This is a genomic window from Curtobacterium sp. JUb34, assembly GCF_003755065.1.
Taxonomy (GTDB): Bacteria; Actinomycetota; Actinomycetes; order Actinomycetales; family Microbacteriaceae; genus Curtobacterium.
This window is the reverse complement of sequence record NZ_RJVH01000003.1, coordinates 63,509-89,508: the sequence shown is the minus strand read 5'-3', so window position 1 is coordinate 89,508 and position 26,000 is coordinate 63,509. Positions and strand designations below refer to the sequence as shown.

Genomic DNA, 26,000 nt, shown 5'->3' with positions numbered 1-26,000 from the left:
ATGATCCGGGGAACCACTCGTCACCGAAGACGGAGACCGGAATGACGCGCACCACCCCCACCGCCGCCGCTCACCACGGCGCCACACGACCGACCCGGGCCACCGCATCGGTCGCCGCGATCCTGGCCGAGTCCGCCGCGCGGTACCCGGACGACGTCGCCGTGATCGTCGGCGACCACCGCACCACCTACGCCGAGCTCTGGTCGGAGACCCTCGCCTACGCCGGAGCGCTCCGCGCCCGCGGGGTCACCGAGGGATCACGCGTGGCGATGCTCGTGCCGAACGTCGCCGACTTCGCCCGCGTCTACTACGCCACGCTCGCACTCGGGGCCGTCGTGGTCCCCGTGCACGCGCTGCTCAAGCGGCGCGAGATCGAGTACCTGCTGCAGGACAGCGGCGCGATGCTGCTCGTCTGCGCCGCTCCGCTGCTCGCCGAAGGTGCGGCCGGGGCCGAGCTCGCCGGCGTCGACGTCGTCACCGTCCTCGCACCGGCCGACCACGACGACCACGACGGCCCGGACCGCCTCGAGGCCCTCGCCGCGGCGGCCGAGCCCCTCGACACCTACGTCCCCCGCGACCCCTTCGACACGGCGACGATCCTGTACACGAGCGGAACCACCGGCAAGCCGAAGGGTGCAGAGGGCTCGCACTTCGCCCTGCTCGAACAGGTCAACACGAACCTGATGAGCACCTTCGACATGCACCGCGGGGACGTCCTGCTCGGCGCGCTCCCGCTGTTCCACACCTTCGGTCAGACCTGCACGATGAACACCGGGTTCCGCACCGGCGCCACCATCGTGATGCTCCCGAAGTTCGACGGCGATGCCGCGTTGTCGGCGATGGTCGAGCACGGCTGCGAGATCTTCATGGGCGTGCCGACGATGTACATGGCGCTGCTCGACGCCGCGACCCGCAACGACGCCCGCCCGACCCTGCGCTACGCGATCTCGGGCGGCGCCTCGTTGCCGTTGGCCGTGCTCGAACGGTTCCAGTCCGTGTTCGACGCGCCGATCCACGAGGGCTACGGCCTCACCGAGACCTCACCCGTCGCGACCTTCAACCACGTCGGCACCGCGCCGCGTCCCGGCACGATCGGCACACCGGTCTGGGGTGTCGACGTCGAGATCGCCGACCCCGCCACGCCCGACGCGATCGTGCTGCTGCCGCACGGCGAGATCGGCGAGCTCGTCATCCGCGGGCACAACCTGATGAACGGGTACCTGGACCGTCCGGCGGACACCGACGCGGCGATCGTCGACGGCTGGTTCCGCACCGGCGACCTGGGCACGAAGGACGACGACGGGTACCTGACGATCGTCGACCGCACGAAGGACATGATCATCCGCAACGGCTACAACGTGTACCCGCGGCAGGTCGAAGAGGTACTGGCGACGCACCCGGACGTCACCATGGCGGCGGTCTTCGGCGTGCCGCACGAACTGCACGGCCAGGAGATCGAGGCCGCCGTGGTGCTCCGCGCCGGCGCGACCGTCAGCGCCGACGAGCTCGTCCACTTCGTGTCGGACGAGATCGCGGCGTACAAGTTCCCGCGCGTCGTGCACGTGGTCGATGCCCTGCCCCTCGGGCCGAGCGGCAAGGTCCTGAAGCGGACCCTGGTCGACCGGTTCAGCGCACCGGTGGACGCGGCGGCCGCTCCGGCCTGAGACACTCGGCACGTGATCACCAGCCCGCGTTCCGTCCTCCTCGCCACCGTCCTGACAGCGGGGCTCGTCCTGACCGGCTGCGCCGGCCCGGCGAACGCGCGGTCCAGTACGCCCGACTGGTTCGACGTGACCGGCTTCCAGCCGGAGGGTGCCGACCCCGCGCTGATCGACACGAACGCCTCGGCGATGGACGTCGTCGGCGTCGACGGCCTGCTGCTGAGCCGGACCGGCGCGCGTGTCACGACGCCGTCCCGCGAAGCCAGGACGCAGCGCAACCGCGCGCACGCCCACGGTCTCGAGGCGCAGCTGCTCGTCAGCAACTACGCCGACGGCGACTTCAGCGAACCGATCGCGCGCCGGATGCTCCGATTCCCCGCCAACCGGTCCCACGTCGTCCGCGCACTCGCCACCGACGTGCGTTCCGGTGGGTGGGACTCGATCATGATCGACCTCGAGGCGTTGACCGCGGCGGACCGGCCCGGGTTGACGGCGTTCGCGCGGGAGCTCCGCACGGCGGTCGGTGACGACGTGCGGCTCGACATCGCCCTGTCCGCGTCGACGACCGCGGCCGGCTACGCACGCATGGGGTACGACGTCCGGGCACTCAGCGCCCCGCTGGACCACCTCACCCTGATGGCCTACGACCAGCACGGTCCGTGGGAGCCGAACGCTCCGGGCCCGGTCGGGTCGCTGCGCTGGGCGTCGAAGTCGGCCAGGGCTCTCGCCGCCCTCGCGCCCGCCGACCAGATCGTGCTCGGCGTCGCCGGGTACGGCTACCACTGGAAGGGGCCGCGGCCGGCGGGGCAGCTGTCCGACGACCAGGCCCGTCGCCGTGTCCGGAAGGCCCACGTCACCCCGACGTGGAACACCACGGTCGGCGAGTGGACCGCCACCCTGCCCAGCGGCGAGGTGCTGTGGTGGTCGGACGCGCGGTCGCTGCGTGAGCGCGTGGCCCTCGCCGAGCGACTCGGTCTGACCGGGGTGGCCGTCTGGTCCCTGGACCTCTCCGACACCCTCGGAGGTTGACTCGGTCGGCTAATGGTCTTAGCTTATAGCTAACACACTTAGCCATGGAGGCAGTCATGCTCGAACACCTGCGCACCGACGAAGGCACCATCGCGTACGACGTCAGCGGCGACGGCCCGCTCGTCGTCCTCGCACACGGCATGGGCGACAGCCGGCACGCCTACCGGTTCATCGTCCCCGAGCTCGTCGCCGCCGGCTACCGGGTGGCGAACGTCGACATCCGCGCGTGCGGCGACTCCAGCGCCGACTGGACGTCGTACCAGCGCGCCGACATCGCTCGCGACCTGATCGCCGTCGTCCGGCACCTCGGCGGCCCCGCGGTCATCGTCGGGCAGTCGATCAGCGGCGGAGCGGCCACCATCGCTGCCGCCGACGCCCCCGACGTCGTCGCCGGCATCGTCGAGCTGGCGCCGTTCACCCGCAAGCAGGCCCTCGACCTCGGCGGCCTGCTGCGGAACCGCCGACACCGCACGGGCACGTTCCAGCTCGCCAAGGTGATGGCGACCGGCAGCCTCGCCGGCTGGCTCGCCTACCTGGACATCGCCGTGCCGACGAAGCCGGTCGACTGGACCGAGGAGCGCGCACGCATCGAGTCGACGTTGCGCCAGCCGGAGCGGATGGCGGTCCTCCGCGCGATGACGAAGACCTCACCCGCCGACGCGGGCGCCCGACTGCCGGACGTCCGCTGCCCCGTCCTGGTGATCGAGGGCAGTGCCGACCCGGACTGGGCCGTCCCCCGCGCCGAGGGCGAGCGGGTCCTGGCCGACCTGCCCGACGGACTCGGCGAGCTGGCCGTCATCGTCGGCGCGGGCCACTACCCGCACACGGAGACCCCGACCGAGGTCCTCGCGCTCGTGATCCCGTTCCTCGGCCGCACCCTCGCGCCCGTCGGTGGCCACCGTGGCTAGGGCCGGGCTCGACCCCGCCGCCGTCACCACCGCGGCCGCCGAACTCGCCGACGAGATCGGACTCGCGCGGCTGAGCATGAGCGTCGTCGCCGAACGACTCGGCGTGAAGTCGCCGTCGCTGTACAAGCACGTCGACGGGCTCACCGACGTGACCCGCCGGATCGCCGTCCTCGCTGCGAACGAACTCGGCGACGACCTGCGCGACGCCATGCAGGGGCTCGCCGGCCGTGACGCCGTCGAGGCCGCGGCGCAGACCGTCCGCCGGTACGTGCAGCGGCACCCCGGCCGGTACGAGGCGACGGTCGGGATCCGTCCCACCGGTCCGGACGACCCGTTGGCCGTTGCCCTGGAGCGCACCCTCGCCTCCTTCGGAGCGGCGCTGCGCGGCTACGGACTCGACCCCGCCGACGAGGTGCACGCGCTCCGGTTGCTGCGCAGTGTCCTGCACGGCTTCGCGACCATCGAGACATCCGGTGGGTTCCAGATGCGCACTGACGTCGACGCGAGCTTCGGGTGGATCATCGCGTTCCTCGACCGGGGGTTCCGCGCGACGACCGCCCCCAGTCATGGTCACGATTCGGACTCTCCGTCGGTCTGAAGCGGTCACTGGCCCTACGATCCGAAGACGCCTGAGCTTTCTCGGCTGATCCACACGATCCGGCACCCGACCGGACACGATCCAGGGGGACCCGTGCGCCACAGCGCCTCCACCGTCCGACGCGCCTGCGCCGTCGGCACCACCGCAGCCCTCGTCGCGCTGACGACCGGCCTCGGCCTCGTCACCGCGACGGCCGCCCACGCCGAGCCGGCGACCGATCCGACGGCGTCGACCGCGACGTCCGCTCCCGCCGCGACCGACACCCCGGCTCCGACCGCGGACGAAGCGGCCGGACCGACGACCGACGCCCCGGCACCGAGTTCGGCCGAGACCGCACCGGCCGCCGAGACCGAAGCAACTCCCGAGCCGACCGCACCAGCGGTCGACGAGGCGCTCCCGGCCGCTCCGACCCCCACCGTCCCGACGCCCACCCCGACGGACGCACCGACCGCGCAGCAGGCCGTCGCCCCCGCCGTCACCATCACCGGTGACACGGAGGTCGGTGCCGTGGTCACCGCCGTCCCCACCGGTTTCGACGAGGACGGCGCGTTCCGGTACGTCTGGACCGAGGTCGGTTCCACCGCCGTGCTGGCGACGAGCGGCTCGTACACGATCGACGCCGCGCAGGCCGGGGAGCAGCTGACGGTCCAGGTCACCGGCGCCCTGTCGGACGGATCGACGGCGACCGTGTCCGCGACCTCGACCGCCGTCACCCAGGACCCGGTGTTCGTCGACGCCGCGGGCGAGCCGGTCACCGAAGGCACGGAGCAGGACGACGCCCTCCCCCTGCAGGCCACCGCCGGCGAGCCGTTCTCGTACACCTTCCGGGCGCAGGGCTCCCCCGCCCCGACGTACGAGCTCGCCTGGTACTCCGGCGACGATGACGGCGACGTCGTCATGACGAAGTCGCAGGCAGCGGCACTCGACGCGGGCAGCTCCAGCGGCCCCGGCTGGACGATCGGGTTCGGCTTCCAACCGGACGACACGGACGAGGAGTTCGGGCCGGAGATCCAGCTGCCCGACGGCATCACCTTCGACGCCGCCACCGGGGAGCTGAGCGGTACCGCGACGACGGCGTCCTGGTACGAGTTCGCGGTCACGGCCACGAGCGGCACCGAGTCGGTCACGCAGTACGTCGAGCTGACCGTCGACCCGGCCGCTGCGTTCGGCGTCCAGGTCTTCACCCTCGACGCGGAGTCGATCGACGCGCCGAAGAAGACGATGTGGATCATCGGCACGGACGGCACCGTCCTGACCGTGAAGCTCACCACCGACGAGGACGGCTCCTTCGGGGGTCTCGACGTCGTGGACGGTGGACGTCCGACGGTCGCACAAGGCGGAACACTCGTCGTCTCCGGCAACCTGGTCGACCGTTTCGGGAACCCGATCGACTTCGCCGACGAGGACGGCAACCCCGTCTGGACGCCGATCGTCACCTCGGACGTCGCCAGTGACGTGATCGCGCCCTACACCGAGTTCGACGCCGAGAGCGCTGTCGGCGTCACCTTCCCGCACGCCTCGACGCACACCCTGACCGTCGGCGGCGAGGGGCTGCAGAGCACCTCGTTCCCGGTCGACGTGCGCCCCACCGCACCGACGGTGCCGACCGTCGCGGTCGCGGGAGCGACCCCGACCACGGGGCAGCTCGCCTACACCGGCTCGGACGCCGTCGGCGCCCTGCCGTGGGCGGCCGGCCTCGTCCTGGTCGGCGCCGGCCTGCTCGGCGCACGCGCAGTGCGCCGTCGTCGCGCCGCGCTCTGATCCGACACCCCTGAGTGGCTGGAGCGCGGCCCGCTCCACGGTGACGCGCCAGCGTCACGCGGGCCGCGCCGACCGAGCCCGCGAGGGAGGAGTGCCAGCTGGCACCGCGCCTCCCGCCCGGAGATCCATGCTCTCGACCCTGCTCATCGACGTCCCGTGGCTCGCGTTCGGCGTGCTGATCGCGGTCATCGTCGTCGCGCCCGTCGTGGGCGTCTGGCTGGCGCGCTTGCCGCGGCTCACCGCCGTGCTGTTCGGCCTCGCCGTGGTCGTGACGCTCGCGCTCACCCTGTCGCCCGACGGCGCTCCCCGGACCGCCGTCACCTGCGCCGCCGGGCTGCCGTACCTGGCACCGACCGCGGTCGAGTCGACGGCCAACGTGCTGTTGTTCGTGCCGGTCGCGTTCCTGGCCGGGGTGCGGTGGCGGCGCCCGGTCCTCGCGGCGGTCGGCGCCAGCGCGTTCTCCGCCCTCATCGAGGTCGTCCAGGCGGTCGTCTCCGTGATCGGTCGGGCGTGCGACACGAGTGACTGGATCACGAACACCATCGGCGCCGTGGTCGGCGGAGTACTCGCTGCCGTCTCCGTGCAGTGGGCACGTCGGCGGGTGGCGCGGGCCGGCTGAACCGACCCTCGACTCAGCCCTTCGCGCCCTCCACGGCGATGTGGATGGCCTGCTGCATCCGGACCGAGACCTTCTTCGACATCGCGACGGTCGGGTGGGTGCCGTCGATCGTGCGGTTCGACGGCCATCCGCCGTTCAGCTGCCGGTCCGCCGCCCACGGATCGACGAACAGGTAGCCGTTGGTGAGCGCGTAGTTCTGCAGGTCACGGTTCAGGATCTCGCCCTGCTTGCGACGGTCGATGTGCTTCTTGCCGTACTTCGTGACGTTCGACGGAGCGATCGCCGCGATGACGACGTGCCGGGCCCCGACCTTGTGGACCACCTTGCCGATGTTCTGCGTGATCGTCGTGCTGCTGCGGGCGTAGCGGATGTCGTTCGTGCCGGCCATGACGACGAGCACGTCGGCGTCCCGTGCCGAGACGTTCGTCAGGATCCGTGGGACGGTGGCGCCACCGATCGCGGTTCCGCCGATGTTCGTGAGCGTCTTGTCGTTCAGCTGCCGCATCCACGAGCCGTCCATCGCGGTCAGCGAGTCTCCGGCGTACGTGACCGAGATCGTCGACGGCGTCGGCTTCGGCGTCGCCGTGGGCTTCGGCGTCGCGGTCGGCACCGTGGGCGCGGGCGTCGCGGTCGGCACCGCGGGCGCGGGCGTCTCGACCGGAGCCGATGTCGTCGGCGTGGCCGTCGGGGCCGCGATCGGCGACTCCACGGCGGTCGCGGTGTTCGGGATCGCGGCGAGCAGGACACCGGCGACGACGACGACCGAGGCGGTGGCGGCGATGAACGGCAGGCGGGAGGGGCGCTGGGGGTGCGGCAACGTGAGCTTTCGTCTCGGGTACGAACCCGATCAGCCTACGGGTCCCGAAGACGCGTCATCATCCCCAACGCGGGGGGCGGACGACGACCGCCACCCGGTCGCGCCGTCGCGAGCCGACGCCCCCTGTGGAACAGTGTGCCCATGCCCTTCGACGACGAAGCCCCGGGTCGCGTGCTCGCACCGGGCCAGACCTGCCGGATCCGGATCTGGCGCCGAGCCGATCGCAGCGTGACCACCGTGCACGAGTCCGCCGAGCGACTGTACGAGGCGCCGAACTGGACCGCCGACGGCCGGCTCGTCCTCAACGCCGACGGTGTCCTCTGGACGATGCCGGCCGACGGCGCCGCAGCTCCGGAGCGCGTCGCGATCGAGGGCGTCCCGCCCCTGAACAACGACCACGTGCTCGACCCCGACGGCGTCACCGTGTACGTCAGCGCGAACGACTTCCACATCTGGAGCGCCCCGCTCGCCGGGGGCCCTGCGACGCGGGTCACCGCGGACGACGGCGGCCTGCACTTCCTGCACGGTGTCAGCCCCGACGGCTCCGAACTCGCGTACGTCCGGCTCGATCCCTCCGGCGAGGATGTGTGGTCCTCGGGCACGATCCGGGTGATGGGCGTCGACGGCACCGCGGACCGGGCCGTGACGACCGAGCCCGCCGCCGCCGACGGCCCGGAGTGGACTCCGGACGGTGCGTGGATCCTGTTCAACACCGAGCAGTTCGAAGCGACGCCGGGACACGCGCAGATCGCTCGGGTCCGACCGGACGGCACCGGGATCGAGCAGCTCACCGTCGACGAGCACGTCAACTGGTTCCCGCACCCCGCCCCGACCGACGACGCCGCCGTCTACCTGTCGTTCCCGCCCGGCACCGAGGGGCACCCGGCCGACAAGCGCGTGCGGCTGCGCCTCGTCACCGGTGACGGATCCGTCAGCACCTGGGGACCCGAGGCCTGGCAGGCCGCCGAGACCATCGTCGAGCTCGACGGCGGGCAGGGCACGCTCAACGTCAACGGGTGGGCTCCCGACGGGTCTGCCTTCGCCTTCGTCGACTACCCCGCCTGATCACGCGGGGACGATTCCGCCGTCACGTCCGTCCACCGGCGTCCCCGGGTTCCGAAATCGTCGCATCTCGGGGCGCGCTGGGGCCGTCCGCGGAACCTCGGGGAACGTGAGCGGCGAGTCCTGGAACCTCGCGGATCGCGGACGGGACCGGATGACGGACGGGAGGCCCGGTGCCAGCTGGCACCGTGCCTCCCGTCCGCATCCGGTCGCGTCAGGGACGCGAGGCGAGGAACGCACGCAGGCCAGCGACGACCAGGTCGTGGTCCTCCATCGAGGACAGGCCGGAGGCCGTCATGGCCGCGACCACCCCGGCGCCGCGAACCCGGATCGGGAACGACCCTCCCGTCACGGCGTACTCCGCGCCGAGCCACCCGATCGCGGCGGGATCGACCCCGGCGGCGGACAACCGGGCATCGACGAGAGCACTCGACTGCTCCATCCGGAGCACGACCGCGGCCTTGCGGTCGATCCAGACGTGCTGGTCCGGGGTGATGCCCGGGGTCGCCGCGCGGAACAGCCCGAGGCCAGGACGCCGGATGTCGATGCCGACGGCGTGGCCGGCCTCGTGGGCGATGCCGCGGATCAGGGAGCCCAGCTCCCAGGCGTCGTCGTGGGTGAAGCCATCGAGCACGAAGTCGCGCTCCTGCTGTTCGAGGGTGGTGATGAGGTCGGACATCGTCGTCTCCTGCTCAGCCCGCGGCGATCTGCGCGCGGGCGGTGTCGACGGTCTCGAGGATCGAGATCGTCTCGTCGAGGGTGTGCAGCGGGGACTCCGTCCGCCCCTCGCCGACGAAGCGTGCCAGGGCGGTGGCCTCCCAGGCCAGGGCAGCGAAGCCCCGCAGCGGTGTCGGGTCCTGCCAGTGCAGGACGGGCGAACCGTGCGCTGCTGCCGAGATCGTGAAGGTCGTCGGGTTGTAGAACGGTCCGGCGAAGTCGATCGTGCCCTCGGTGCCGGCGATCGACGCGGTCGTGGGCGTCCGCGCGGCGATGGTCGTGTGCAGGACGGCCTGGGCGGCGCCGTGTTCGAGGACGAGCGAGCCGGAGGCGTCGACGCCGGACTCGGTCATCCAGCCCCGTGCCGTGACGCGGTCCGGGGACCCCAGCACCATCGAGGCGAACTGCACGGCGTAGATGCCGAGGTCGAGCAGCGCTCCCCCGCCGAGCTCCGGACGGAACAGCCGGTGGTCCGGGCCGAACGCGATCGCCTGGCCGTGGTCGGCGAGCACGCTGCGCACCTCGCCGAGCGCTCCGTCCGCCAGCAGGGTCCGGAGCACCGAGGCCTGCGGCAGGTAGCGGCTCCACATCGCCTCCATGGCGAACACGCCGGCTGCGCGGGCGGCATCGGCGACCGCACGCGCTTCGGCAGCGGTCACCGTGAAGGGCTTCTCGACCAGGACGTGCTTGCCGGCGGCGATCGCGGCGAGGGCGGTCGGCGCGTGGTCGCTCTGCGGCGTCGCGATGTACACGACGTCGACCTCGGATCGCGCCAGCAGTGCGTCGACGCTGCCGAGCGCCGTCTCGATCCCCCGCTCCGCGGCGAACCGTTCGGCCCGGTCGAGCGAACGTGAGGCCACCGCGACGACGCGTTGGGCGGTGTGGGCACCGAGGGCGTCGGCGAACTCACCGGCGATCCAGCCGGGACCGACGATGCCCCAACGCAGGGCGGGCTCGCCGGAGTCGGCGGTGAAGACGTCGGGCTCAGGCAGGGCGCTCGGGATCATGGTGGCGAGGTTAGCACGAGCCAAATCGACCTGTGATCGATGAGGAACGACATGGTCGACGTCGTGCGACGACCACGATGTCGTTCCGCGTCAGCGCGCGACGGACCCCGTCGACTCGCGCACCACGAGGCCGGTCGGTGTCGCGACCCGACGTCGCTCCCCACCGTTTCCCGAGGTGCGGTCGAGGACCGCAGCGAGCGCCGCATCGACCGTCGCCTCGACGTCCTGGTGCACCGACGTCAGGCGGTGGTAGCTGAGCGACGCGAGGTAACTGTCGTCGAAGCCGACCACCGACACCCGCCCCGGCACGTCGACCCCGTGCTGCGCGAAGACGGCGAGCAGGCCGGTGGCGCACTGGTCACCGCAACAGACCACGGCGGTGGGCAGGTCGTCGCGGGCGACGAGCATGCGAGCAGCCGCGGCGCCATCCTCTTCGCTGAAGCCGCTGGGGACGACGTCGGTCTCGGCTGCGAGTCCGGCGCCCTGCATCGCGTCGCGGTAGGCCGTCGCACGATCGAGGCCGACCAGCCCGTCCTCGCCACCGACGTAGGCGATGCGGCGGTGACCGAGACCGACCAGATGCTCGACCGCGGCGCGGAGTCCACCGGCCTCGTCCACGTGCACGTTGTCGGCGTACGGGGCGTCCGTCCACTCGCCGAGGAGCACGACCGGCACGAGGCGGCTCGCCTCCTCGAGCGCGGTCGCGTCGGGGTCGGGGTTGAACACGACGAGGGCCTCGACGCGTTCGCCGAGCAGGTCGGCCACCACCTGGTCCGTGGAGCGTTCTGCGCCGGCGGGCCCGAGGGCGACACCGAAGCCCTGCTCGGCGGCACGGGCGAAGAGCCGTTCGACGAACCGGACCTGGAACGGGTTGCGCATGCTGAAGACCGCACCGAGGAGCCGCGTGCGGCCTTCGCGGAGCAGCCGGGCCGAGGTGTGCGGGCGGTAGCCGAGCTCGGCCGCCGCCGCGAGGATCCGGTCGCGGGACTCCGCGCTCGGACCGGGCGCACCGCGGAGCACGAGCGAGACGAGCTGCCGGGACATCCCGACGTGCTCGGCGACGTCACGCATGGTCGGCAAGCGGCCGCCGGTGGGGCGCCGCTCCGGCAGGTCGTCGGTCCCCGTGGTCACCCGGCCAGTCTGGCACGGGCGAACGGCTCGACCGGGCGGCTAGGTTCGAGCCGTGCCGAGCCGTCGCCTCATCCACCACCTCGGGGTCTTCGCCAGCGACTTCGCCGCGAGCGAGGCGTTCTACACGGCGGCACTCGCGCCACTGGGGGTCGAGGCGGGCTACCGCACCGAGTCCGTCGCGGAGTACTGGACCACCGGCCAGGACACCCCGAGCGTCTCGCTCGAGACCGCACCCACGACGGCGGCGGTGACCCGTGGTCTGCACCTGGCGTTCGAGGCGGCGAGCCGCACCGAGGTCGATGCGTTCCACCGGGCGGCCGTCGCGTCCGGCGGACTCTCGCGCCACGAGCCTCGGTACTGGCCCGAGTACCGCGCCTACACGGCGTTCGTGAGCGACCCCGACGGCAACAACGTCGAGGCGCTCGTCAAGGAGCACTGACCGCGGCGACGCCGCCCGTCGGTTCCCTCAGCGTGTCTGCAGGCGACCGTTCGCCGACGCGGCGGCGTCGGTCATGCGTCGCAGGAACGCCAGGACGACCCGCGTCTCCTCAGGATCGGTGTCCCGCACCGTGGCGGCGATCTCGGCACCGGAGAACGCGAGGAACCGCCCGCTCTCGGCGCGCGCGGACTCGGTCGGCCGCAGGGTGACCCGCCGTCGGTCGGCGCTCTCGCGGTGCCGGGTGACGTGCCCGGCCCCTTCGAGGCGGTCGAGCAGTACCGACGTGGCGCCCGACGTCATGCCGATCCGCCGGGCCAACTGCGCCGGGGAGAGTGGCTCGCCGGCCTGGTCCGCCCACACGATCTGCCCGAGGGCGTTCGCGTCGGAACCGGGCAGACCGATCCACGACGACAGGTGGCGCTGGAGTTCGTCGAAGGTGACGGCCCAGTCGCGCAGCGCGTGCATGACGGCCACCTCGTCGTCGGACCACACCGTGGTGAGGGGGTCGATGTCGGGCATCCAGGTTCCTTTACTGTGCAGTTGCTTTACTGTAAAGCGTGACCTCACAGCACGCAGTGATCTCCGGAGCCAGCATCGCAGGCCTGTCCGCCGCCTGGTGGTTGCGCCACGTCGGGTGGCAGGTGACGGTGATCGAACGTGCGCCGTCCTTCCGCGACGGCGGGCAGAACGTCGACGTCCGCGGGGTCGCTCGCGAGGTGCTCGAGCGCATGGGCCTGGTCGACGCCGTCCGCGCACGCAACACGACCGAGACCGGGACGGTGATCGTCGATCGTGACGGCAACGTCCGGTCCGAGCTGCCCTCCGACGGCCCGGACGGTGCCACCGCCGAACTCGAGGTCCTGCGCGGCGACTTCGCCCAGGTGATCCTCGACGACCTGCCCGACGGCGTCAGCATCGTCTACGGCGAGACGATCCAGGACGTCGACGACCAGGCCGGCGGACGCCGGGCGACCGTGACCACCGGCGCCGGACGGGTGCTCGACGCCGACCTCGTGGTCATCGCCGAGGGCGTCCGCTCCCGGACCCGCGACCGGCTCTTCGCCGCGGAGGGCGAGGTCGACGAGCGGGACCTCGGGGTGACCATGGTCTTCGGGACGATCCCGCGCACGCCGTCCGACGACGACCGCTGGCGCTGGTACAACGCCGTCGGCGGGCGTCAGGTCCACCTGCGCCCGGACCCGTACGGCACGACGCGGGCGATCCTGGCCTACGCCGGCGGCGACGACCTGGTCGGCCGCTCGCGGTCGGAGGCCCTGGCGACACTGCGGACCCGCTACACCGACGCCGGCTGGCAGACCGAGCGCGTGCTCGACGGGTTCGACGGCTCGGACGACGTCTACCTGGACGAGCTGACCCAGATCCGGATGCCGCGCTGGCACCGCGGCCGCGTGTGCGTGATCGGCGATGCGGCCTGGTGCGTGACGCCGATGGGTGGCGGTGGCGCTTCGCTCGCCCTGACGAGCGGGTACGTGCTGGCGGCATCGGTCACGGCGGACGAGGACCTCGACCGCGCGCTCGACGCCTTCGACACGTGGATGCGCCCCCTGGTCGACAAGATCCAGGGCATCCCGAAGGGCATCGTGCACTTCGCGTACCCGCAGACCCGGCTCGGGCTCGCCGCCCGGGGTGTGGCGGACAAGGTGCTGCTGTCGGCGCTCTTCCGACCACTGGCAGCACGGCTGACCCGGGTCGCCGACAGCGATCGCCCCCTGCCGCCACTGCCCGAGACCCTGCAGCACGGTTCGCGGTAGCGCTGCCGGGGCGGGCGGGCCGTGCGACCTGATCCGTCTGCACGGTCCGCCGGCCCGCCAGCACGGCGTCAGATCATCCGACCTCCCACTCGACGACCCGCGGGTCGTCCATCGTCACCTCGTGCACCGGCCCCGTCACGTCGACCGTGGCGCGCTCCGTCGCGGAGCCGGGGACGGGGTGTCGGACCGGCCCGTCGCCGGACGAGACGATCCCGCCTGCCGGCACCGGGCCTCCCGGTCGTGACGCCGCCGCGTGGGACGCGACCCAGACCTGCACGGCACCGGGTTCGACGACCCGGCGCATGCGACGGTCGGTGAACGCGAACCGCTGGACGGGGACGCGGAAGCGGACCCGCGTGGACTCCCCCGCGGCGAGCGCGACGCGCGCGTAGCCGAGCAGCTGGACTTCGGGTCGGGTGACGCTGCCGTGCACGTCGTGGCCGTAGAGCTGGACGACGTCCTCGCCGTCGCGGGAACCGGTGTTGTGGACGGTCACGGACGCCTCGAACACGGCGTCGGAACGGACGGATGCGTCGACGACCAGGTCGTCGTACGCGAACGACGTGTAGCCGAGGCCGAAGCCGAACGGACGGACCGGGGTCGAGTCGGCGGCGGTGACGTCGGACGGGCCGCCGAGCCGCGGGTGCAGGTACGTGTACGGCTGCGCACCGGCGGCCCGCGGGAGCGAGACGGGCAGGCGGCCGGACGGCGAGGCGGCGCCGGTGAGCAGGTCGGCGATGGCGGTGCCGCCCTCCTCGCCGGGGAAGAAGGCCTGCACGACGGCGGCGGGACGGAGCGAGCCGTCGGCACCGTGGTCGGCCCCGGCGAGGCCGTCGCCGGCATCGGCCCCGGACCCGGCGACGCCGTCGCCGTCGAGCGCCCACCCGATCGCGTACGGCCGCCCGGTCAGCAGCACCATCACGGTGGGGGTGCCGGTGGCGACGACCGCCTCGACGAGCTCGCGCTGCACGCCGGGCAGGTCGAGCGACTCGGTGTCGTTCCCCTCGCCGACCGTGCCGCGGCCGAACAGTCCGGCCTGGTCGCCGACGACGACGACCGCGACGTCGGACGCGGCGGCCACGGCGACGGCGTCCTCGAACCCGGCACGGTCGGACCCGGTGACGGCGCAACCCGCGGCGAAGCGCACGGCGTCTTCGCCGAGAGCGTCGACCATCGCCTCGCGCACGGTCGGGATGGCGAAGCCGAGCGGCAGGTCGGGGTGCGAGGCGAGCACGTGGTTCGCGAAGGAGTAGCAGCCCTGCAGTGCCTCGGCGCGGTCGGCGTTCGGGCCGATGACGGCGACGGACGCACCGGCGCGCAGCGGCAGGACCGGCGCGGCGGTGCCGCGCGCGTCGTTCGACAACAGCACCAGCGACCGCGCCGCCAGCTGCTTCGCCAGCGACCGGTGCAGCGGGGTGTCCAGGTCGATCCCGGTCGGCGGTTCGTCCTCGAACGCCTGCGGGTCGAGCAGGCCCAGGCGCTCCTTCTGCCGCAGCACCCGCAGGACGGCGCGGTCGACCAGCGCCTCGTCGAGCAGTCCGGACCGGACCCGCTCGACGAGCGGCGCCAGGTACGCGTCACCCGTCGGCAGCTCGACGTCGATGCCGGCCTCGAGTGCCAGCGCCGCAGCCTCGCCACGATCGGCGGCGATGCCGTGCATGACCTCGAGGAACGCGACCGAGAAGTAGTCCGCGACGACGGTGCCGTCGAACCCGAGCTCGTCACGCAGCAGGCCGGTCAGCAGCTCGCCGTTCGCCGCGACGGGGACGCCGTCGATCTCGGCGTAGGAGTTCATGACGCTCCGGGCGCCACCGTCGCGCAGCGCCATCACGAACGGCGGCAGGTACACGTCGGCGACCTCGCGGGGTCCGGCGTGCACGGGCGCGTGGTTCCGCCCCGCCTGTGACCCCGAGTACCCGAGGAAGTGCTTGAGCGTCGCGTCGACGCCGGCCGACTGCAGGCCCCGCACGTAGGCGGTGCCGACGGTGCCGACCAGGTACGGGTCCTCGCCGATGCACTCGTCGACCCGACCCCAGCGGGGGTCGCGGACCACGTCGAGGACCGGCGCGAGTCCCTGGTGGACGCCGAGCTGCCGCATCGACGCGCCGATGGCGGCGCCGACCCGCTCGACCAGGTCCGGGTCGAAGGCCGCACCCCAGGCCAGCGGGGTGGGGAACGTCGCGGCCTTCCAGGCGGCGAGTCCGGTCAGGCACTCCTCGTGCACGAGCGCGGGGATCCCGAGTCGGGTCTCGCGCGTGAGTCGCCGCTGTTCCGCCCACAGCCACGCCGCGCGGTCGTCGGGTTCGACCGGTCGGGTGCCGTAGACGCGGGTGAACTGGCCGATGCCGTCGTGGGTGATGTCCGCCAGCGTGCGGACGTCGGCGGCCGCCGCCATCTCACCCTGCATGGGTGCGACGACGCCGTCCTGGTCGAGCCAGTAGCCGACGAGCTGCGCCGCCTTCTCGTCGAGGGTCATGGCGGCCAGCAGGATGGTCACGCGGTCGGGTCCGGCAGCGTCGGTCGCCCCGTGGTCGTCCTGGAGGCGCGGCTGGCTTCCGGTGGGCCGGGTCGCGTCCGTCGTCGTCACCCCTTCACCGCCCCGGTCAGCCCGCCGACGATGCGGCGTTGGAAGATGGTGAAGAACACCAGTGCCGGGATCATCGACATCGACGTGAACGCCAGCACCTTGGCCGTGTCGACCGAGTACTGCGACGAGAACGCCTGCACGCCGAGCGGCAGCGTGTAGCTCCCCTCGTTGTTCAGGATGAACAGCGGCAGGATGTAGCTGTTCCAGCTCGCGATGAACGCCAGGATGCCGACCGTGACGACGCCCGGCAGCGACAGCGGCACGACCATGCGGAAGAAGAACCCGAGGCGGCTGGCGCCGTCGATCGACGCCGCCTCTTCGAGCTCGTCCGGGATCGCCCGCAGGAACGGCACCAGGATGATGACCGTCGTCGGCAGGGCGAAGGCGATCTGCGGCAGGATCACGCCGGCCAGGCTGTTCGTCAGACCGAGGTCCTTCACGAGCAGGTACAGCGGCGTGATCGCGACGGTGATCGGGAACATCAGGCCGGCGGCGAACAGCGCGTACAGCGCACCGCGTCCGGCGAACCGGTAGCGGGCGAGCACGAAGCTCACCATGAGGCCGAGCACGACGACGCCCGCGGTGGTCGTCACGGCGCTGATCGTCGAGTTGGCGAGCTGCTGCCAGAAGATGCCGCTCGACAGCACCGAGCCGTAGTTGCCCAGCTCGAACGGTGCCGGCAGCCCGGCCGGGCTCGTGGTGATCTGCGAGTTCGTCCGGAAGCCGCCCAGCACGATGTACAGCACCGGGGCGAGGTTCGCGGCGACGAACAGGATCGCCACCAGGTAGGTGAGCGGGTTCGCACGGCCGATGGCGGCACTGGACCGTCGCTCCCGCGTGGCCCGCCGCCCGGGGGCGACGATGCTCGTGGTGGCCATCAGTTCTTCCTCTCGGTGAGTGCACCCGCGGTGTCGCGGCGGAGCACGAAGCGCTGGTAGATCAGGGCGACGGCGAGCGAGATCACGAACATGACCACGGCCACGGCGCTGCCGAAGCCGAAGTTGCCCGACGTGCGGCCGTTGGCGACCATGTACGTCGCCATCGTCGAGGTGCCGGCGGTCGACGAGATGTACTGCCCCCAGATGATGTAGACGAGGTCGAACAGCTGCAGTGAGCCGATGATCGACAGGAACGCCCAGATCCGGATGGTCGGGCCGAGCAGCGGCAGGGTGATCCGCCGCTGGATCTGCCAGTAGCCGGCGCCGTCGATGGCCGCCGCCTCGAAGAGTTCCTCGGGGATGCTCTGCAGGCCGGCCAGGAACAGGATCACCGCGAAGCCGATGTACTTCCACGAGATGATCACGAGCAGCGTCCAGATGGCGATGTCCGGGTTGGACAGCCAGTCCGCCCGCAGCCCGCCGAGCCCCATGCCCTGCAGCAGGTCGTTCACCGCACCGTTCGACTGCAGCATCAGGCTCCAGCCGGTGCCGACGATCACCTCGGAGATGACGTACGGCACGAACACGAGCACGCGGACGAGCCCGCGACCGTGCATCTTCTGGTTGAGCAGCAGCGCGAGCACGATGGCGATCGGCCCTTGCAGCACCAGCGACAGCACGACGATGAAGCCGTTGTGCATCAGGACCGCGTGGAACGCCTTGTCCTGGAAGATGATCAGGTAGTTCTGCAGCCCCACGAAGTCGGTGGGCGGGCCGTAGCCCTGCCACTTGAAGAACCCGTAGTAGGCGGCCAGCACCACGGGCAGGATCACGAAGGTGACGAAGACGATGACCGCGGGGCCGGCGAGCACCGCGATCTCGACGCGCTTCCGCCAGTCCGCGATGCGGCGCGTGGACCGCCGTCCGGCGGGGAGCGGCGTACCGCTCCCCGCCGGGGACGTCCCCGCGGCCGTGTCCGACCCGGTGGTCGGGGTCGTGCCGAGCGAGGTGTCGAGGGTCATGGTCAGCCCTTGGCCGCAGCCTGGTTGGTGGTCTCCACGATGTCCTTCGCGCTCCCCTTGCCGGCGAGCAGGTCGACGACGCTGGTGTTCAGCGCGTTGCCGACGTTCTGGCCGTACAGGGTGTCCAGGTACTGCGACACGAACGGGGCTTCCTGGTAGGCGGCGAGGGCCGACTTGAGGTAGTCCGCGTCGACGACCGACTGGGCCTCCTGGTTGACCGGGATGGCCTGGAACGCCGTGTAGTAGGCCTCCTGGTTGTCCTTCTGCACGATGAAGTTCAGGAAGTCCGTGCAGGCCTTCTTCGGGGCCTTCGCCGAGCAGGAGTTGCCGTCGACGCCACCCATCATCGACTTCGGGTCGCCCTTGCCACCGTCGATGGTCGGGAACGGGAACCAGCCGAGGTCGGCCAGCGGCTTGCCGTCCGGGGTGAGCGAGCTGATCACGCCCGGGTCCCATGCGCCCATGAGCTCCATGGCGGCCTTGTGGTTGGCCAGCAGACCGGCGGAGCTGCCGGCGCCCTGCTGCGCGGCGGTCGTCAGGAAGCCGTCGTTGAACGGCTTGGTCGCGGTGAAGTCCTCGAGCTGCTCGCCGGCCTTCGTCCAGCAGGCGTTGTCGAACTTCAGCGACTTCGCCGCGCCCTCGAGCGTCTTCTGGCTGCACTCGCGCAGCGCGAAGTTGTAGTACCAGTGCGCGGCGGGCCAGGCGTCCTTCGCGCCGACGGCGACCGGGTCGATGTCCTTGGCCTTGAGCTTCGTGATCGCGTCGTTCAGTTCGTCCATGGTCGTGGGCGTGCCCTCGATGCCGGCTTCCTTGAACAGGTCCTTCGAGTACCAGATGCCCTCGGGGAGCACGGCGCCCGGCATGGCGTAGGTGGCGCCGTTTTTCTCGTAGCCGGCGAAGGTCCCGGCGCTGATCGACTTCTTCGCGTCGGCGCTGATGGAGTCGGAGATGTCCATGAGCTGCCCGGCGGCGATCATCGCGTCCATCTTGCCGCCACCGCGCTGCAGGAAGACGTCCGGCCCGTCGCCCGAGTTGAGCGCGGTCTGCAGCTTGCCGTCCAGGTCCTCGTTCTGGATCGCCTGCGTCTTGATGGTGACGTTCGGGTACTTGTCCTCGAACGCCTTGACCGTCGAGGCCCAGTAGGCCTTGCCCGGTCCGGTGGTGGAGTTGTGCCAGAAGGTCATCGTGACCTTGCCGGTGCCGTCGTCGGCCGCGTTGCCGCCTGCCGAGCAGCCGGTGGCCACCAGTGCTGTCGCCCCGATCAGCGCGATGGCTGCCGCGGCACGGATCTTCCTCGTCATCGTGGAACTCCTCGTGTCGTCGTTGACATGCAGCGACATCCACTGCCGCTGCGGAGAGCGTGCCAGGTGCTCCTGCCGCTGTCAATCGATATCGATAACGTTTTCTAAGCCGTTTCGAGACCCACTTCAGCGGTACGGTGAGCACATGGACTCGGCTCTCGGCGCGCGTCCCGGTGCCGGCCGGGTGACGATCGGCGACGTCGCACGGGTCGCGGGGGTCTCGATCCCCACCGTGTCGAAGGTCATCAACCAACGTGACGGGGTCGCCGCGGCCACCATGATCCGCGTGCAGCAGGTCGTCGCGGACCTCGGCTACGAGACGTCCCTGGTCGCCCGGAGTCTCCGGAGCTCCCGCACCGGGGTCGTCGGGATCCTGGTGCCCGAGTTCGAGCCGTTCTCGACCGAGCTCCTGCGCGGCATCTCGAGTGCGACGACCGGCACCGGCTACGAGCTGCTCGCCTACGCCGGCCTGATGACGGGCGCCGACCGCCCCGGGTGGGAACGCCGGTCCTTGTCCCGCCTGTCCGGCACCCTCATCGACGGAGCCATCGTCGTCACCCCGACCACGGCACTGTCGAGCTCGTCGATCCCGGTCGTCGCGATCGACCCGCACACCGGCCCCGAGGGCCATGCGACGGTCGACGCCGACAACGAGGGTGGGGCGGTGCAGGCCGTCGAGCACCTGCTCGCGCTCGGGCACACCCGGATCGCGCACCTGCGGGGTCGCGCCGACCTGGCCTCCGCCCAGCTGCGCGAGGCCGGGTACCGCTCCGCCCTGACCGCCGCCGGGCTGACGATCGACGAGCGACTCGTCCGCGACGGCGACTACCAGGAGGAGCAGTCAGCCGCCGTCGCACGCGACCTGCTCGCGATGGACGACCGCCCGACCGCGGTGTTCGCCGCGAACGACTCGTCGGCGTTCGGCGTGCTGCGGGCCGCGGCGGAGCTCGACCTGCGGGTCCCCGAGGACCTGTCCGTGGTCGGGTTCGACGACGTCCCCCAGGCCTCGATCACGACCCCACCGCTCACGACCGTGTCGCAACCGTTGGCCGAGCTCGGGTCCCGCGCGGTCGACATGCTGCTCACGATGCTCCGTGGCGAGGCCGCGTCGGACCACGTCCGCCTGTCGACCACGCTGCGGGTGCGCTCCAGTACCGGTCCGGCACCGCGGGGCTGACCCCGGGTCAGCGGCGCAGGGTCTGCTTCGGGTACTCGCCGAAGCGTGCCGCGTAGGACGCCGAGAACCGGCCGAGGTGGGCGAACCCCCAGCGTCGGGCCACGTCGCCGATGACCCCGGCCTGCGGGTCGAGCTCGAGGAGCTCGCTGCGCACGCGGTCGAGGCGGACGTCCCGCAGGTACGTCAGCGGCGACACGTCGAACACCCGACGGAACGACTCCTGCACGGACCGCACGCTCAGGCCGGCCACCGCGGCGAGGTCGGCGATGGTCACCGTCTCGGACGCGTGCGCGTGCACGTACTCGACGGCGGCGCGCAGTCGGGCGTTCCGGGGCAGGGCCAGCTCCGTCGGCAGGTCGTCGAGCTGCGGCGGGAAGGTCTCGAGGAACGCGGCGATCGCGAGCGCCTTCGCTTCGGACCAGGTGTCCGAGTCCGGCCCGGCCACCCGGAGCGCGCGGGACAGCGACACGAGGGCACCCTGCCACCGACCGAACGCGGCACTGTCCGGTTCGCGCGTGTGGTCGAACCGCAACGGTCGGTCTCCCAGCCCGAGCCGTTCGCCGGCGAACCGGTGCACGAGCTCCCGGTCGAGGTGCACCAGGCGCTGGTCGTGGTCCTCGGCGGCGAAGACGAACGCGGTGTCGCAGGGCAGCAGCGTCGGCACGTTCCGGCGCAGGTCGACCCGCTGCCCGCCGACGTCGAGGTGAGCGCTGCCGCTGGTCATCCAGGCGACGATGTAGTCGGTGCTGATCGGCATCGCACCGCGCAGGACCCCGCGCATCCGGGACCGGCGGATGCTGACCTCGGTGTCGCCGACCGCGGTGTAGCGGTAGAGGAACTCGTCGCCGGTTCGTTGGGCGGACCACTGCGCGGCGCCGTGCACCGTGGCCAGGTCGCGCGCCGCGGACTCCGGCTCCGTTCCGGACACCTCGAAGCGGACCGACTCGCTCGCACGCCCGCTGGTGTGCGGCGCCTCGAACAGGTCAGCCACGGCGCACCGTCGCCGGAGTCGCCACCCGGACCTGGCAGCGGGACTCGTTATGTGGATACGCTGATCCGGTGAGTGCGGCGTATGGTGCTGCGGACCCGATCCGTGCGAAGGGGGCGCTCCCGTGAGCGATCTCGACCTCGTCGCGGCACTGACCCGCCTCGAAGCAGCGGTGTCCGCACTGCGCACGCGACTGCGCGACCAGCTCGGCGTCTCGGGCAGCGACCTGACCGTGCTGCAGTTCGTGTCCCGCGCCGAAGAGGCCGACCGGACCGTCCGCGTCAAGGACCTCGCGAAGCACCTCGGCCTGACCGGGCCGGCGGTGACCGGCATGGTGGACCGACTCGAGCAGAGCGGGCACCTCAGTCGCGTGCCGAACCCGGCCGACGGACGGAGTCGCCACATCGAGCTGACCGAGACCGCCAGGCGCGACTACTCGGTCGCCATGGACGGCACGAACAAGCACCTGCACGAGCTGTTGGCCTCCTTCTCGGAACGGGACAGGGTCCGGTTCGTCCGGATCGTCGACCGCATCATCGCGGCCGTCGACCTCGGCGCCCCGAGCCCCTGAGGGCAGGGTACGGGCGGTCAGCATCCGGTCCGGGCGATTGTCCACCATGCGCAGTTAGGTAACGATGCTACCTATCTCGGGCGCGGACGGGCCCGAGGAGCGACACCGAGTTCGGCCCCACGACGGCACTGGCCAGGTCGATACGGGCCAGCCCGCCCGGCACCACGGCATCCGCGATCGACAGGCGGAGCGCGGTCTGCGTGTACCGCCCGGTCGTCGCGCGGCCGGCCGGGGGCGCGGCCGCGTCGAGGTCCTGCTGCACGTTGACACGGAGGGCGAGCACCCCGGGCAGGCGTGCGAGGACCGTCCCGAGTGCCCGGACGACCGGACCGCCGATCGTCGTCGTGAGCGTCGTGCCGAGCGTCCCCACGAGCGCGAACAACCGGGTCGTGAGCGTCCCCACCACCGCCTGGGTCAACGGGTTCACGAGCGAGGTGGCGAGGCCGGTGACCACGCCGAGCAGTCCGCCCAGGTCGAGTCCGAGCAGCGCGACCCCGACCGAGAGCTTCGTCTGCCCCGACATGAGCGCCGCGATGCCGGTGTCGACGCCGATCGACAGCGTCGCGATCTTCACACGGATGCCGAGCGCGAGCGGTGCGCTGAGGTCGGCCGCGAGGGCGATCCGGACGTGCAGGGACCCGAGTGCGGTCGTCAGCGCGGTCGTGATCTTCGCCGCCCAGGCATCCACCACCTGCCCGAGCCGGTCCGCCAGCGCGCCGAGGGTGACCGCGTCGAGCACCACCTCGTGGTTGGGCGGCAGGTCGTTGAGACCGTGCGCGTCGTCACCGAGCAGGTGCGCGAGGTCCACCCGCACGGACCCCTTCGACAGGTCGAGCGACAGCGTGCCGCCGGCGTCCTGCACGGGTTCGGCGAGCAGCGGCGCGACCGCGTCCGCCAGGTCCGGCCCGGTGATCTCGACCGTGCCGCCGATGGTGCCGAGCCCGAGGCTGCCGGTCAGCCCGCCGAGGACGCCGAGCACGCTCTGGTTGATCGTCCGGGCGAGGACCCCGTCCTTCCCACCGAGCGCGTCGACGGCGGCGTCGAGCTGCACCACGGTGTCGTCCACCGCCGTGACCAGCGCGCCGACGAGCGGGCTGTCCACACGGAGGTCCAGGCTCGCGATCCCGTAGTCCCGCTCGAGTCCGGCGGGACCGCTGTCGGCGGCGGCCCGCTCGACCGCGGTCCGCAGGTTCGTCGCGAGCGTGCGCTGGACGACCCCGCCCCACACCTCGTCGCTGATGGCGTCGCACCCGGCGAGCTGTGCGCTCGCACCGACCGCGCCGACGTCGAGCCCGACGTCGGTGACGTCCGCGATGCCCGGCAGCGCGCGGCTGAGCGTGATGGACGCCGGATCGGGGAGGTCGCCGGACGGGGTCGACGGCGTGACGAGCACGCCGCCGGAGTCCGCGACCAGGCCCGACGCCGCCACGGCCACACCCGTTCCCGACGCCGTCGCGACCTGGTTCACCGCGCCGGCCGAACCCGCTGGCAGCCCGAGGCCGAGGCCGGTGAGGTCGATGCCCGCCACGTCCCCGAGCAGGCCGACGTCGAGCGGGTTGCCGAACGCCTGTGTGAAGGGGCGGCCGCCGGTGCCGAGCTCGGGCGCGGTGGCGGGCTCGACGGACGCCGGCGCCGCCCCGGTCTTCGCGACGTCGACCCCGCGCACCGTCGCGACGTCGTCGAGGTCGACGCCGGCGATGCTCCCGCCCAGGAACCGGCTCGAGGCCGTCGACGTGTAGTCCGCGTCGGTTCCGCAGTCGAACGACGAGGTCCCGACGGCCCCGTTCGCCCACGCACGGTCCGTCCACGACGCGGTGCTCGGGACGGCTGTGGGCGTGACGAGTGCGGCCGCGACGACGATGCCCGTGACGACCGCGAGCCGGCCGCGACGCAGGTGCAGGGGGCGCCGGGTCACGACCGGCTCCGGGGACGTCGGAGTCGGAGCGCGACGCCGGCGAGGACGGCCGCGACCGCGACGAGCACCGGTCCCGCGAACCCGCCGCCCGTCATCGCGAGGACGACCGGACCGACACCACCGGCTTCGTCGCCGTCGCCGCGAGCGGGGCGCCCCGACACGGCCGGGTCGTCGCCGCGGGCGGTCACACCGACGCCCAGCTCGGCGGTCCAGGGTGCCGTGGTGGCGGCGTCGCCGAGCGTCAGCCGGACGAGCAGGTACGCCTCGCCGTCGCCGTCCGGGTCGGGCACACGGACGGACGGTGCGGTCGCCGCCCAGTCGGAGGCGGGGACGGCGTCGACGAGCGCTGCCTCCTGTCCGCCGCACGCGGGGTCACCGGACGGGTCGCGCCACGGCTGGTCGCACGTCTCCACCGACACGAGGACCCCGTCCGTACCGCCCGGCAGGCCGCCTCGTCCCAGGAGCCGCAGGTCGAGGGTGACCGGACCGGGTTCGTCGACGCGGGTCCGCACCTGCCACGTGACGTCCCCGCGGTCCCCCGCCCCGGGCAGCACGAGGGGCTCCGGACCGGTGTGCAGCACCAACCGGCCCGGCGTGCCGGTCTCGGCCACGGGCCTCCAGTCCGTCGACGCGACCGCCACCGCGGTCGTGCCGATGCCCGCCGCACCGACGAGCACGGCGGCGACGGCCGCGACGAGGGCGCGGGCGCGGTTCACGAGTCCTCCCGACGGGCCGGCCAGAACGCCCACACGACGAGCACGCCGACGACCGCGACCGCCAGCCCGCGTGCCGGGGCGCTCGTGACCACGACGAGCGCCGATCCCAGGCCGGGAGCGTGCGCCAGCACGAGGCCGACGTGCCGGACGACGTACGGGTCACGGTCGTCGGACGCGTTGTCGTCGCCCCGCAGGGTCAACGAGCGTGCGGCCGAGTCGCCCGGGACCCGGTCCACCGCCACGACCCGGTGCGTGACCGGCAGGCTCGACCCCGCGCGCGGCACCGTGACGACGTCCCCGTCGGCGACCGCGGCCGCGGGCACGCGGTGCGTGATGGCGAGCCCGCCGGCGGGGATCGTCGGGGCCATCGACCCGGTGGTGACGACGACGAACGACAGCCCGGTGATCGCGACGGCCGCCCAGGCGAGCACGCACGTGAGCCCGACCGCGCCGGCGACCGTCAGGACGACGGTGCGGACGCGGTCGGCGGGACGACGGGGCGGCGCCGTGCCCTCGTCGGAGGACGTCGGCGCGGTGGATCCGCGCACGGCCGCGCTCAGTCGGACTCGGCGGCGAACTGCCACGCGGGCGCGACCGTCCGCCCCTGGAGCGCGTCGACCGTGGTGCCCGCGGGCAGCGTCGGTGACTCCGGCAGCGAGACCTCGAAGCAGTACACCTGCGTCGACCCGCCGGCTGCGGCGAGGGGCCGCGCGACCGTCGCGGCAGCCGTGCCGAGCGGCCCGGACGCGACGCTCGTCCAGGGCACGTCGAACGCGGTGGCGTCGCACACGGCGGTGGTGTCCGTGATCGCGGCGACCCGGACCTGCAGGGCGTTCCACAGGACGTCGTCGGCGTCGGTGACCGCGACGCCCGCCGCGGGGACCGCTGCCCGGAGCACGAGGTCCCCGGCGATCGAGTCGGCGGTGGTGCGCAGGGCGACGGGTGCGTAGGTCGCCGTGCCCGGTGAGAGGGCCAGCGCATCGACCGTGAACCGGAGGGCCTGCCCCGGGTTCGTCTCGTCCGAGGTGAACCCCGCCGCGGTGAACGGTGCCGTCACGTTCTGCTCGACCTCGAACCCGGACGTGCCGACGCCGGGTCCGCCCGACCCGTCGCCGCCGAACACCCACTCGGTGTCCGTCCACGACGCGAGCGTGTACCCGGCTCCGCCGATGACGAGGACGCCACCGGCCGCGAGCGCGAGGACCCGGTTGCGACGCCGGGAGCGGCGAGCGGTGTCGTCCGCGGCGCGACGGCCGTGGTTCCGGGCGCGTGGGGGCGCGGTGCTGTCAGCCATGACGTGTCTCCTGATCCGTGACGCCGATCG

At 72.4% G+C, this 26,000-nt stretch carries 25 protein-coding genes; 11 read left to right on the top strand and 14 right to left on the bottom strand.

All coding sequences use genetic code 11. From position 1 onward, the window contains the following. The first annotated feature begins 41 nt into the window (after positions 1-41). The 6 genes from EDF63_RS11630 (at position 42) to EDF63_RS11605 (ending at position 6,576) form a co-directional block, all read left to right on the top strand. Positions 42-1,664: a long-chain fatty acid--CoA ligase gene (locus EDF63_RS11630; RefSeq protein WP_123313229.1), complete on the top strand. Its 1,623-nt coding sequence runs from the start codon at positions 42-44 to the stop codon at positions 1,662-1,664. A 12-nt stretch (positions 1,665-1,676) separates the two neighbouring features. Then, positions 1,677-2,690 carry a glycosyl hydrolase family 18 protein gene (locus EDF63_RS11625; protein WP_123313228.1) on the top strand — a complete coding sequence of 338 codons (1,014 nt, stop codon included), beginning with the start codon at positions 1,677-1,679 and terminating at the stop codon, positions 2,688-2,690. 44 nt (positions 2,691-2,734) lie between these two features. Beyond that, a complete protein-coding gene (locus EDF63_RS11620; RefSeq protein ID WP_260233082.1) occupies positions 2,735-3,598 on the top strand; it encodes an alpha/beta fold hydrolase in 864 nt (287 codons plus the stop codon). Further along, positions 3,591-4,196 carry a TetR/AcrR family transcriptional regulator gene (locus EDF63_RS11615; RefSeq protein ID WP_123313609.1) on the top strand — a complete coding sequence of 202 codons (606 nt, stop codon included), beginning with the start codon at positions 3,591-3,593 and terminating at the stop codon, positions 4,194-4,196. The genes EDF63_RS11620 and EDF63_RS11615 overlap by 8 nt, the downstream gene beginning before the upstream one ends. 93 nt (positions 4,197-4,289) lie before the next feature. After that, positions 4,290-5,957: a putative Ig domain-containing protein gene (locus EDF63_RS11610; RefSeq protein WP_123313226.1), complete on the top strand. Its 1,668-nt coding sequence runs from the start codon at positions 4,290-4,292 to the stop codon at positions 5,955-5,957. Between the two features lie 127 nt (positions 5,958-6,084). Then, positions 6,085-6,576, top strand: coding sequence for a VanZ family protein (locus EDF63_RS11605; RefSeq protein WP_123313225.1), 492 nt, complete (start codon positions 6,085-6,087; stop codon positions 6,574-6,576). Between the two features lie 13 nt (positions 6,577-6,589). Here EDF63_RS11605 and EDF63_RS11600 read toward each other — a convergent pair whose 3' ends face one another. Beyond that, positions 6,590-7,393 (bottom strand): SGNH/GDSL hydrolase family protein, encoded by an 804-nt coding sequence (locus EDF63_RS11600; RefSeq protein ID WP_123313224.1) that lies wholly within the window; start codon positions 7,391-7,393, stop codon positions 6,590-6,592. A 141-nt stretch (positions 7,394-7,534) separates the two neighbouring features. Here EDF63_RS11600 and EDF63_RS11595 point away from each other — a divergent pair, with 141 nt between their 5' ends. After that, the gene (locus tag EDF63_RS11595; RefSeq protein WP_123313223.1) at positions 7,535-8,458 is read left to right on the top strand and encodes a PD40 domain-containing protein; all 924 of its coding nucleotides are present in this window, start codon (positions 7,535-7,537) and stop codon (positions 8,456-8,458) included. Between the two features lie 211 nt (positions 8,459-8,669). On the opposite strand, the gene EDF63_RS11590 is transcribed toward EDF63_RS11595, so the two are convergent. From EDF63_RS11590 to EDF63_RS11580, 3 genes are all read right to left on the bottom strand, one after another. Continuing rightward, the gene (locus EDF63_RS11590) at positions 8,670-9,134 is read right to left on the bottom strand and encodes a heme-degrading domain-containing protein (RefSeq protein WP_123313222.1); all 465 of its coding nucleotides are present in this window, start codon (positions 9,132-9,134) and stop codon (positions 8,670-8,672) included. Between the two features lie 13 nt (positions 9,135-9,147). Beyond that, entirely contained in the window at positions 9,148-10,179 is a 1,032-nt protein-coding gene (locus tag EDF63_RS11585) for a Gfo/Idh/MocA family protein (protein WP_123313221.1), read from the bottom strand. A 90-nt stretch (positions 10,180-10,269) separates the two neighbouring features. After that, the gene (locus tag EDF63_RS11580) at positions 10,270-11,310 is read right to left on the bottom strand and encodes a LacI family DNA-binding transcriptional regulator (protein WP_221180560.1); all 1,041 of its coding nucleotides are present in this window, start codon (positions 11,308-11,310) and stop codon (positions 10,270-10,272) included. A gap of 52 nt (positions 11,311-11,362) precedes the next feature. Here EDF63_RS11580 and EDF63_RS11575 point away from each other — a divergent pair, with 52 nt between their 5' ends. Further along, on the top strand, positions 11,363-11,749 hold the full coding sequence (locus EDF63_RS11575; RefSeq protein WP_123313220.1) for a VOC family protein: 387 nt from the start codon (positions 11,363-11,365) through the stop codon (positions 11,747-11,749). Positions 11,750-11,776: 27 nt separating this feature from the next. On the opposite strand, the gene EDF63_RS11570 is transcribed toward EDF63_RS11575, so the two are convergent. After that, positions 11,777-12,268 (bottom strand): MarR family winged helix-turn-helix transcriptional regulator, encoded by a 492-nt coding sequence (locus EDF63_RS11570; protein ID WP_123313219.1) that lies wholly within the window; start codon positions 12,266-12,268, stop codon positions 11,777-11,779. Between the two features lie 38 nt (positions 12,269-12,306). On the opposite strand from EDF63_RS11570, the gene EDF63_RS11565 reads away from it, so the two are divergent. Next, positions 12,307-13,521 carry an FAD-dependent monooxygenase gene (locus EDF63_RS11565; RefSeq protein WP_123313218.1) on the top strand — a complete coding sequence of 405 codons (1,215 nt, stop codon included), beginning with the start codon at positions 12,307-12,309 and terminating at the stop codon, positions 13,519-13,521. Between the two features lie 73 nt (positions 13,522-13,594). Here EDF63_RS11565 and EDF63_RS11560 read toward each other — a convergent pair whose 3' ends face one another. From EDF63_RS11560 to EDF63_RS11545, 4 genes are read right to left on the bottom strand one after another with little or no spacing between them, the layout of a single operon-like run. After that, entirely contained in the window at positions 13,595-16,108 is a 2,514-nt protein-coding gene (locus EDF63_RS11560) for a glycoside hydrolase family 3 N-terminal domain-containing protein (protein ID WP_395871890.1), read from the bottom strand. Then, complete coding sequence (locus EDF63_RS11555) at positions 16,105-16,986, bottom strand: carbohydrate ABC transporter permease (RefSeq protein WP_123313217.1); 882 nt, start codon at positions 16,984-16,986, stop codon at positions 16,105-16,107. Before EDF63_RS11555 ends, EDF63_RS11560 begins: the two co-directional genes overlap by 4 nt. Further along, positions 16,986-18,008, bottom strand: a complete 1,023-nt coding sequence (locus EDF63_RS11550; RefSeq protein ID WP_123313216.1) for a carbohydrate ABC transporter permease — start codon at positions 18,006-18,008, stop codon at positions 16,986-16,988. Before EDF63_RS11550 ends, EDF63_RS11555 begins: the two co-directional genes overlap by 1 nt. A 2-nt stretch (positions 18,009-18,010) precedes the next feature. After that, positions 18,011-19,309 carry an ABC transporter substrate-binding protein gene (locus EDF63_RS11545; RefSeq protein WP_123313215.1) on the bottom strand — a complete coding sequence of 433 codons (1,299 nt, stop codon included), beginning with the start codon at positions 19,307-19,309 and terminating at the stop codon, positions 18,011-18,013. Between the two features lie 145 nt (positions 19,310-19,454). On the opposite strand from EDF63_RS11545, the gene EDF63_RS11540 reads away from it, so the two are divergent. Continuing rightward, positions 19,455-20,486 (top strand): LacI family DNA-binding transcriptional regulator, encoded by a 1,032-nt coding sequence (locus EDF63_RS11540; protein ID WP_123313214.1) that lies wholly within the window; start codon positions 19,455-19,457, stop codon positions 20,484-20,486. A gap of 7 nt (positions 20,487-20,493) precedes the next feature. On the opposite strand, the gene EDF63_RS11535 is transcribed toward EDF63_RS11540, so the two are convergent. Then, positions 20,494-21,477 (bottom strand): AraC family transcriptional regulator, encoded by a 984-nt coding sequence (locus tag EDF63_RS11535; protein WP_123313213.1) that lies wholly within the window; start codon positions 21,475-21,477, stop codon positions 20,494-20,496. Positions 21,478-21,598: 121 nt separating this feature from the next. Here EDF63_RS11535 and EDF63_RS11530 point away from each other — a divergent pair, with 121 nt between their 5' ends. Continuing rightward, positions 21,599-22,045 carry a MarR family winged helix-turn-helix transcriptional regulator gene (locus EDF63_RS11530; RefSeq protein ID WP_123313212.1) on the top strand — a complete coding sequence of 149 codons (447 nt, stop codon included), beginning with the start codon at positions 21,599-21,601 and terminating at the stop codon, positions 22,043-22,045. A 67-nt stretch (positions 22,046-22,112) separates the two neighbouring features. On the opposite strand, the gene EDF63_RS11525 is transcribed toward EDF63_RS11530, so the two are convergent. The 4 genes from EDF63_RS11525 to EDF63_RS11510 are packed head-to-tail and all read right to left on the bottom strand — an operon-like array spanning position 22,113 to position 25,970. Beyond that, positions 22,113-23,960, bottom strand: coding sequence for a choice-of-anchor G family protein (locus EDF63_RS11525; protein WP_123313211.1), 1,848 nt, complete (start codon positions 23,958-23,960; stop codon positions 22,113-22,115). Beyond that, positions 23,957-24,676 carry a hypothetical protein gene (locus EDF63_RS11520; RefSeq protein ID WP_123313210.1) on the bottom strand — a complete coding sequence of 240 codons (720 nt, stop codon included), beginning with the start codon at positions 24,674-24,676 and terminating at the stop codon, positions 23,957-23,959. The genes EDF63_RS11525 and EDF63_RS11520 overlap by 4 nt, the downstream gene beginning before the upstream one ends. Beyond that, positions 24,673-25,224 (bottom strand): signal peptidase I, encoded by a 552-nt coding sequence (locus EDF63_RS11515; RefSeq protein ID WP_185021405.1) that lies wholly within the window; start codon positions 25,222-25,224, stop codon positions 24,673-24,675. The genes EDF63_RS11520 and EDF63_RS11515 overlap by 4 nt, the downstream gene beginning before the upstream one ends. Before the next feature lie 8 nt (positions 25,225-25,232). Beyond that, positions 25,233-25,970 (bottom strand): acyl-CoA dehydrogenase, encoded by a 738-nt coding sequence (locus EDF63_RS11510; RefSeq protein WP_260233081.1) that lies wholly within the window; start codon positions 25,968-25,970, stop codon positions 25,233-25,235. Between the last annotated feature and the right edge of the window lie 30 nt (positions 25,971-26,000).

Excerpts from the sequence above, each read along its gene's own strand:
- EDF63_RS11585 (WP_123313221.1), bottom strand. The coding sequence starts at position 10,179 with ATGATCCCGAGCGCCCTGCCTGAGCCCGACGTCTTCACCGCCGACTCC.
- EDF63_RS11630 (WP_123313229.1), top strand. The coding sequence starts at position 42 with ATGACGCGCACCACCCCCACCGCCGCCGCTCACCACGGCGCCACACGA.
- EDF63_RS11540 (WP_123313214.1), top strand. The coding sequence starts at position 19,455 with ATGGACTCGGCTCTCGGCGCGCGTCCCGGTGCCGGCCGGGTGACGATC.
- EDF63_RS11555 (WP_123313217.1), bottom strand. The coding sequence starts at position 16,986 with ATGGCCACCACGAGCATCGTCGCCCCCGGGCGGCGGGCCACGCGGGAG.
- EDF63_RS11605 (WP_123313225.1), top strand. The coding sequence starts at position 6,085 with ATGCTCTCGACCCTGCTCATCGACGTCCCGTGGCTCGCGTTCGGCGTG.
- EDF63_RS11510 (WP_260233081.1), bottom strand. The coding sequence starts at position 25,970 with ATGGCTGACAGCACCGCGCCCCCACGCGCCCGGAACCACGGCCGTCGC.
- EDF63_RS11545 (WP_123313215.1), bottom strand. The coding sequence starts at position 19,309 with ATGACGAGGAAGATCCGTGCCGCGGCAGCCATCGCGCTGATCGGGGCG.
- EDF63_RS11550 (WP_123313216.1), bottom strand. The coding sequence starts at position 18,008 with ATGACCCTCGACACCTCGCTCGGCACGACCCCGACCACCGGGTCGGAC.
- EDF63_RS11620 (WP_260233082.1), top strand. The coding sequence starts at position 2,735 with ATGGAGGCAGTCATGCTCGAACACCTGCGCACCGACGAAGGCACCATC.
- EDF63_RS11595 (WP_123313223.1), top strand. The coding sequence starts at position 7,535 with ATGCCCTTCGACGACGAAGCCCCGGGTCGCGTGCTCGCACCGGGCCAG.
- EDF63_RS11570 (WP_123313219.1), bottom strand. The coding sequence starts at position 12,268 with ATGCCCGACATCGACCCCCTCACCACGGTGTGGTCCGACGACGAGGTG.
- EDF63_RS11590 (WP_123313222.1), bottom strand. The coding sequence starts at position 9,134 with ATGTCCGACCTCATCACCACCCTCGAACAGCAGGAGCGCGACTTCGTG.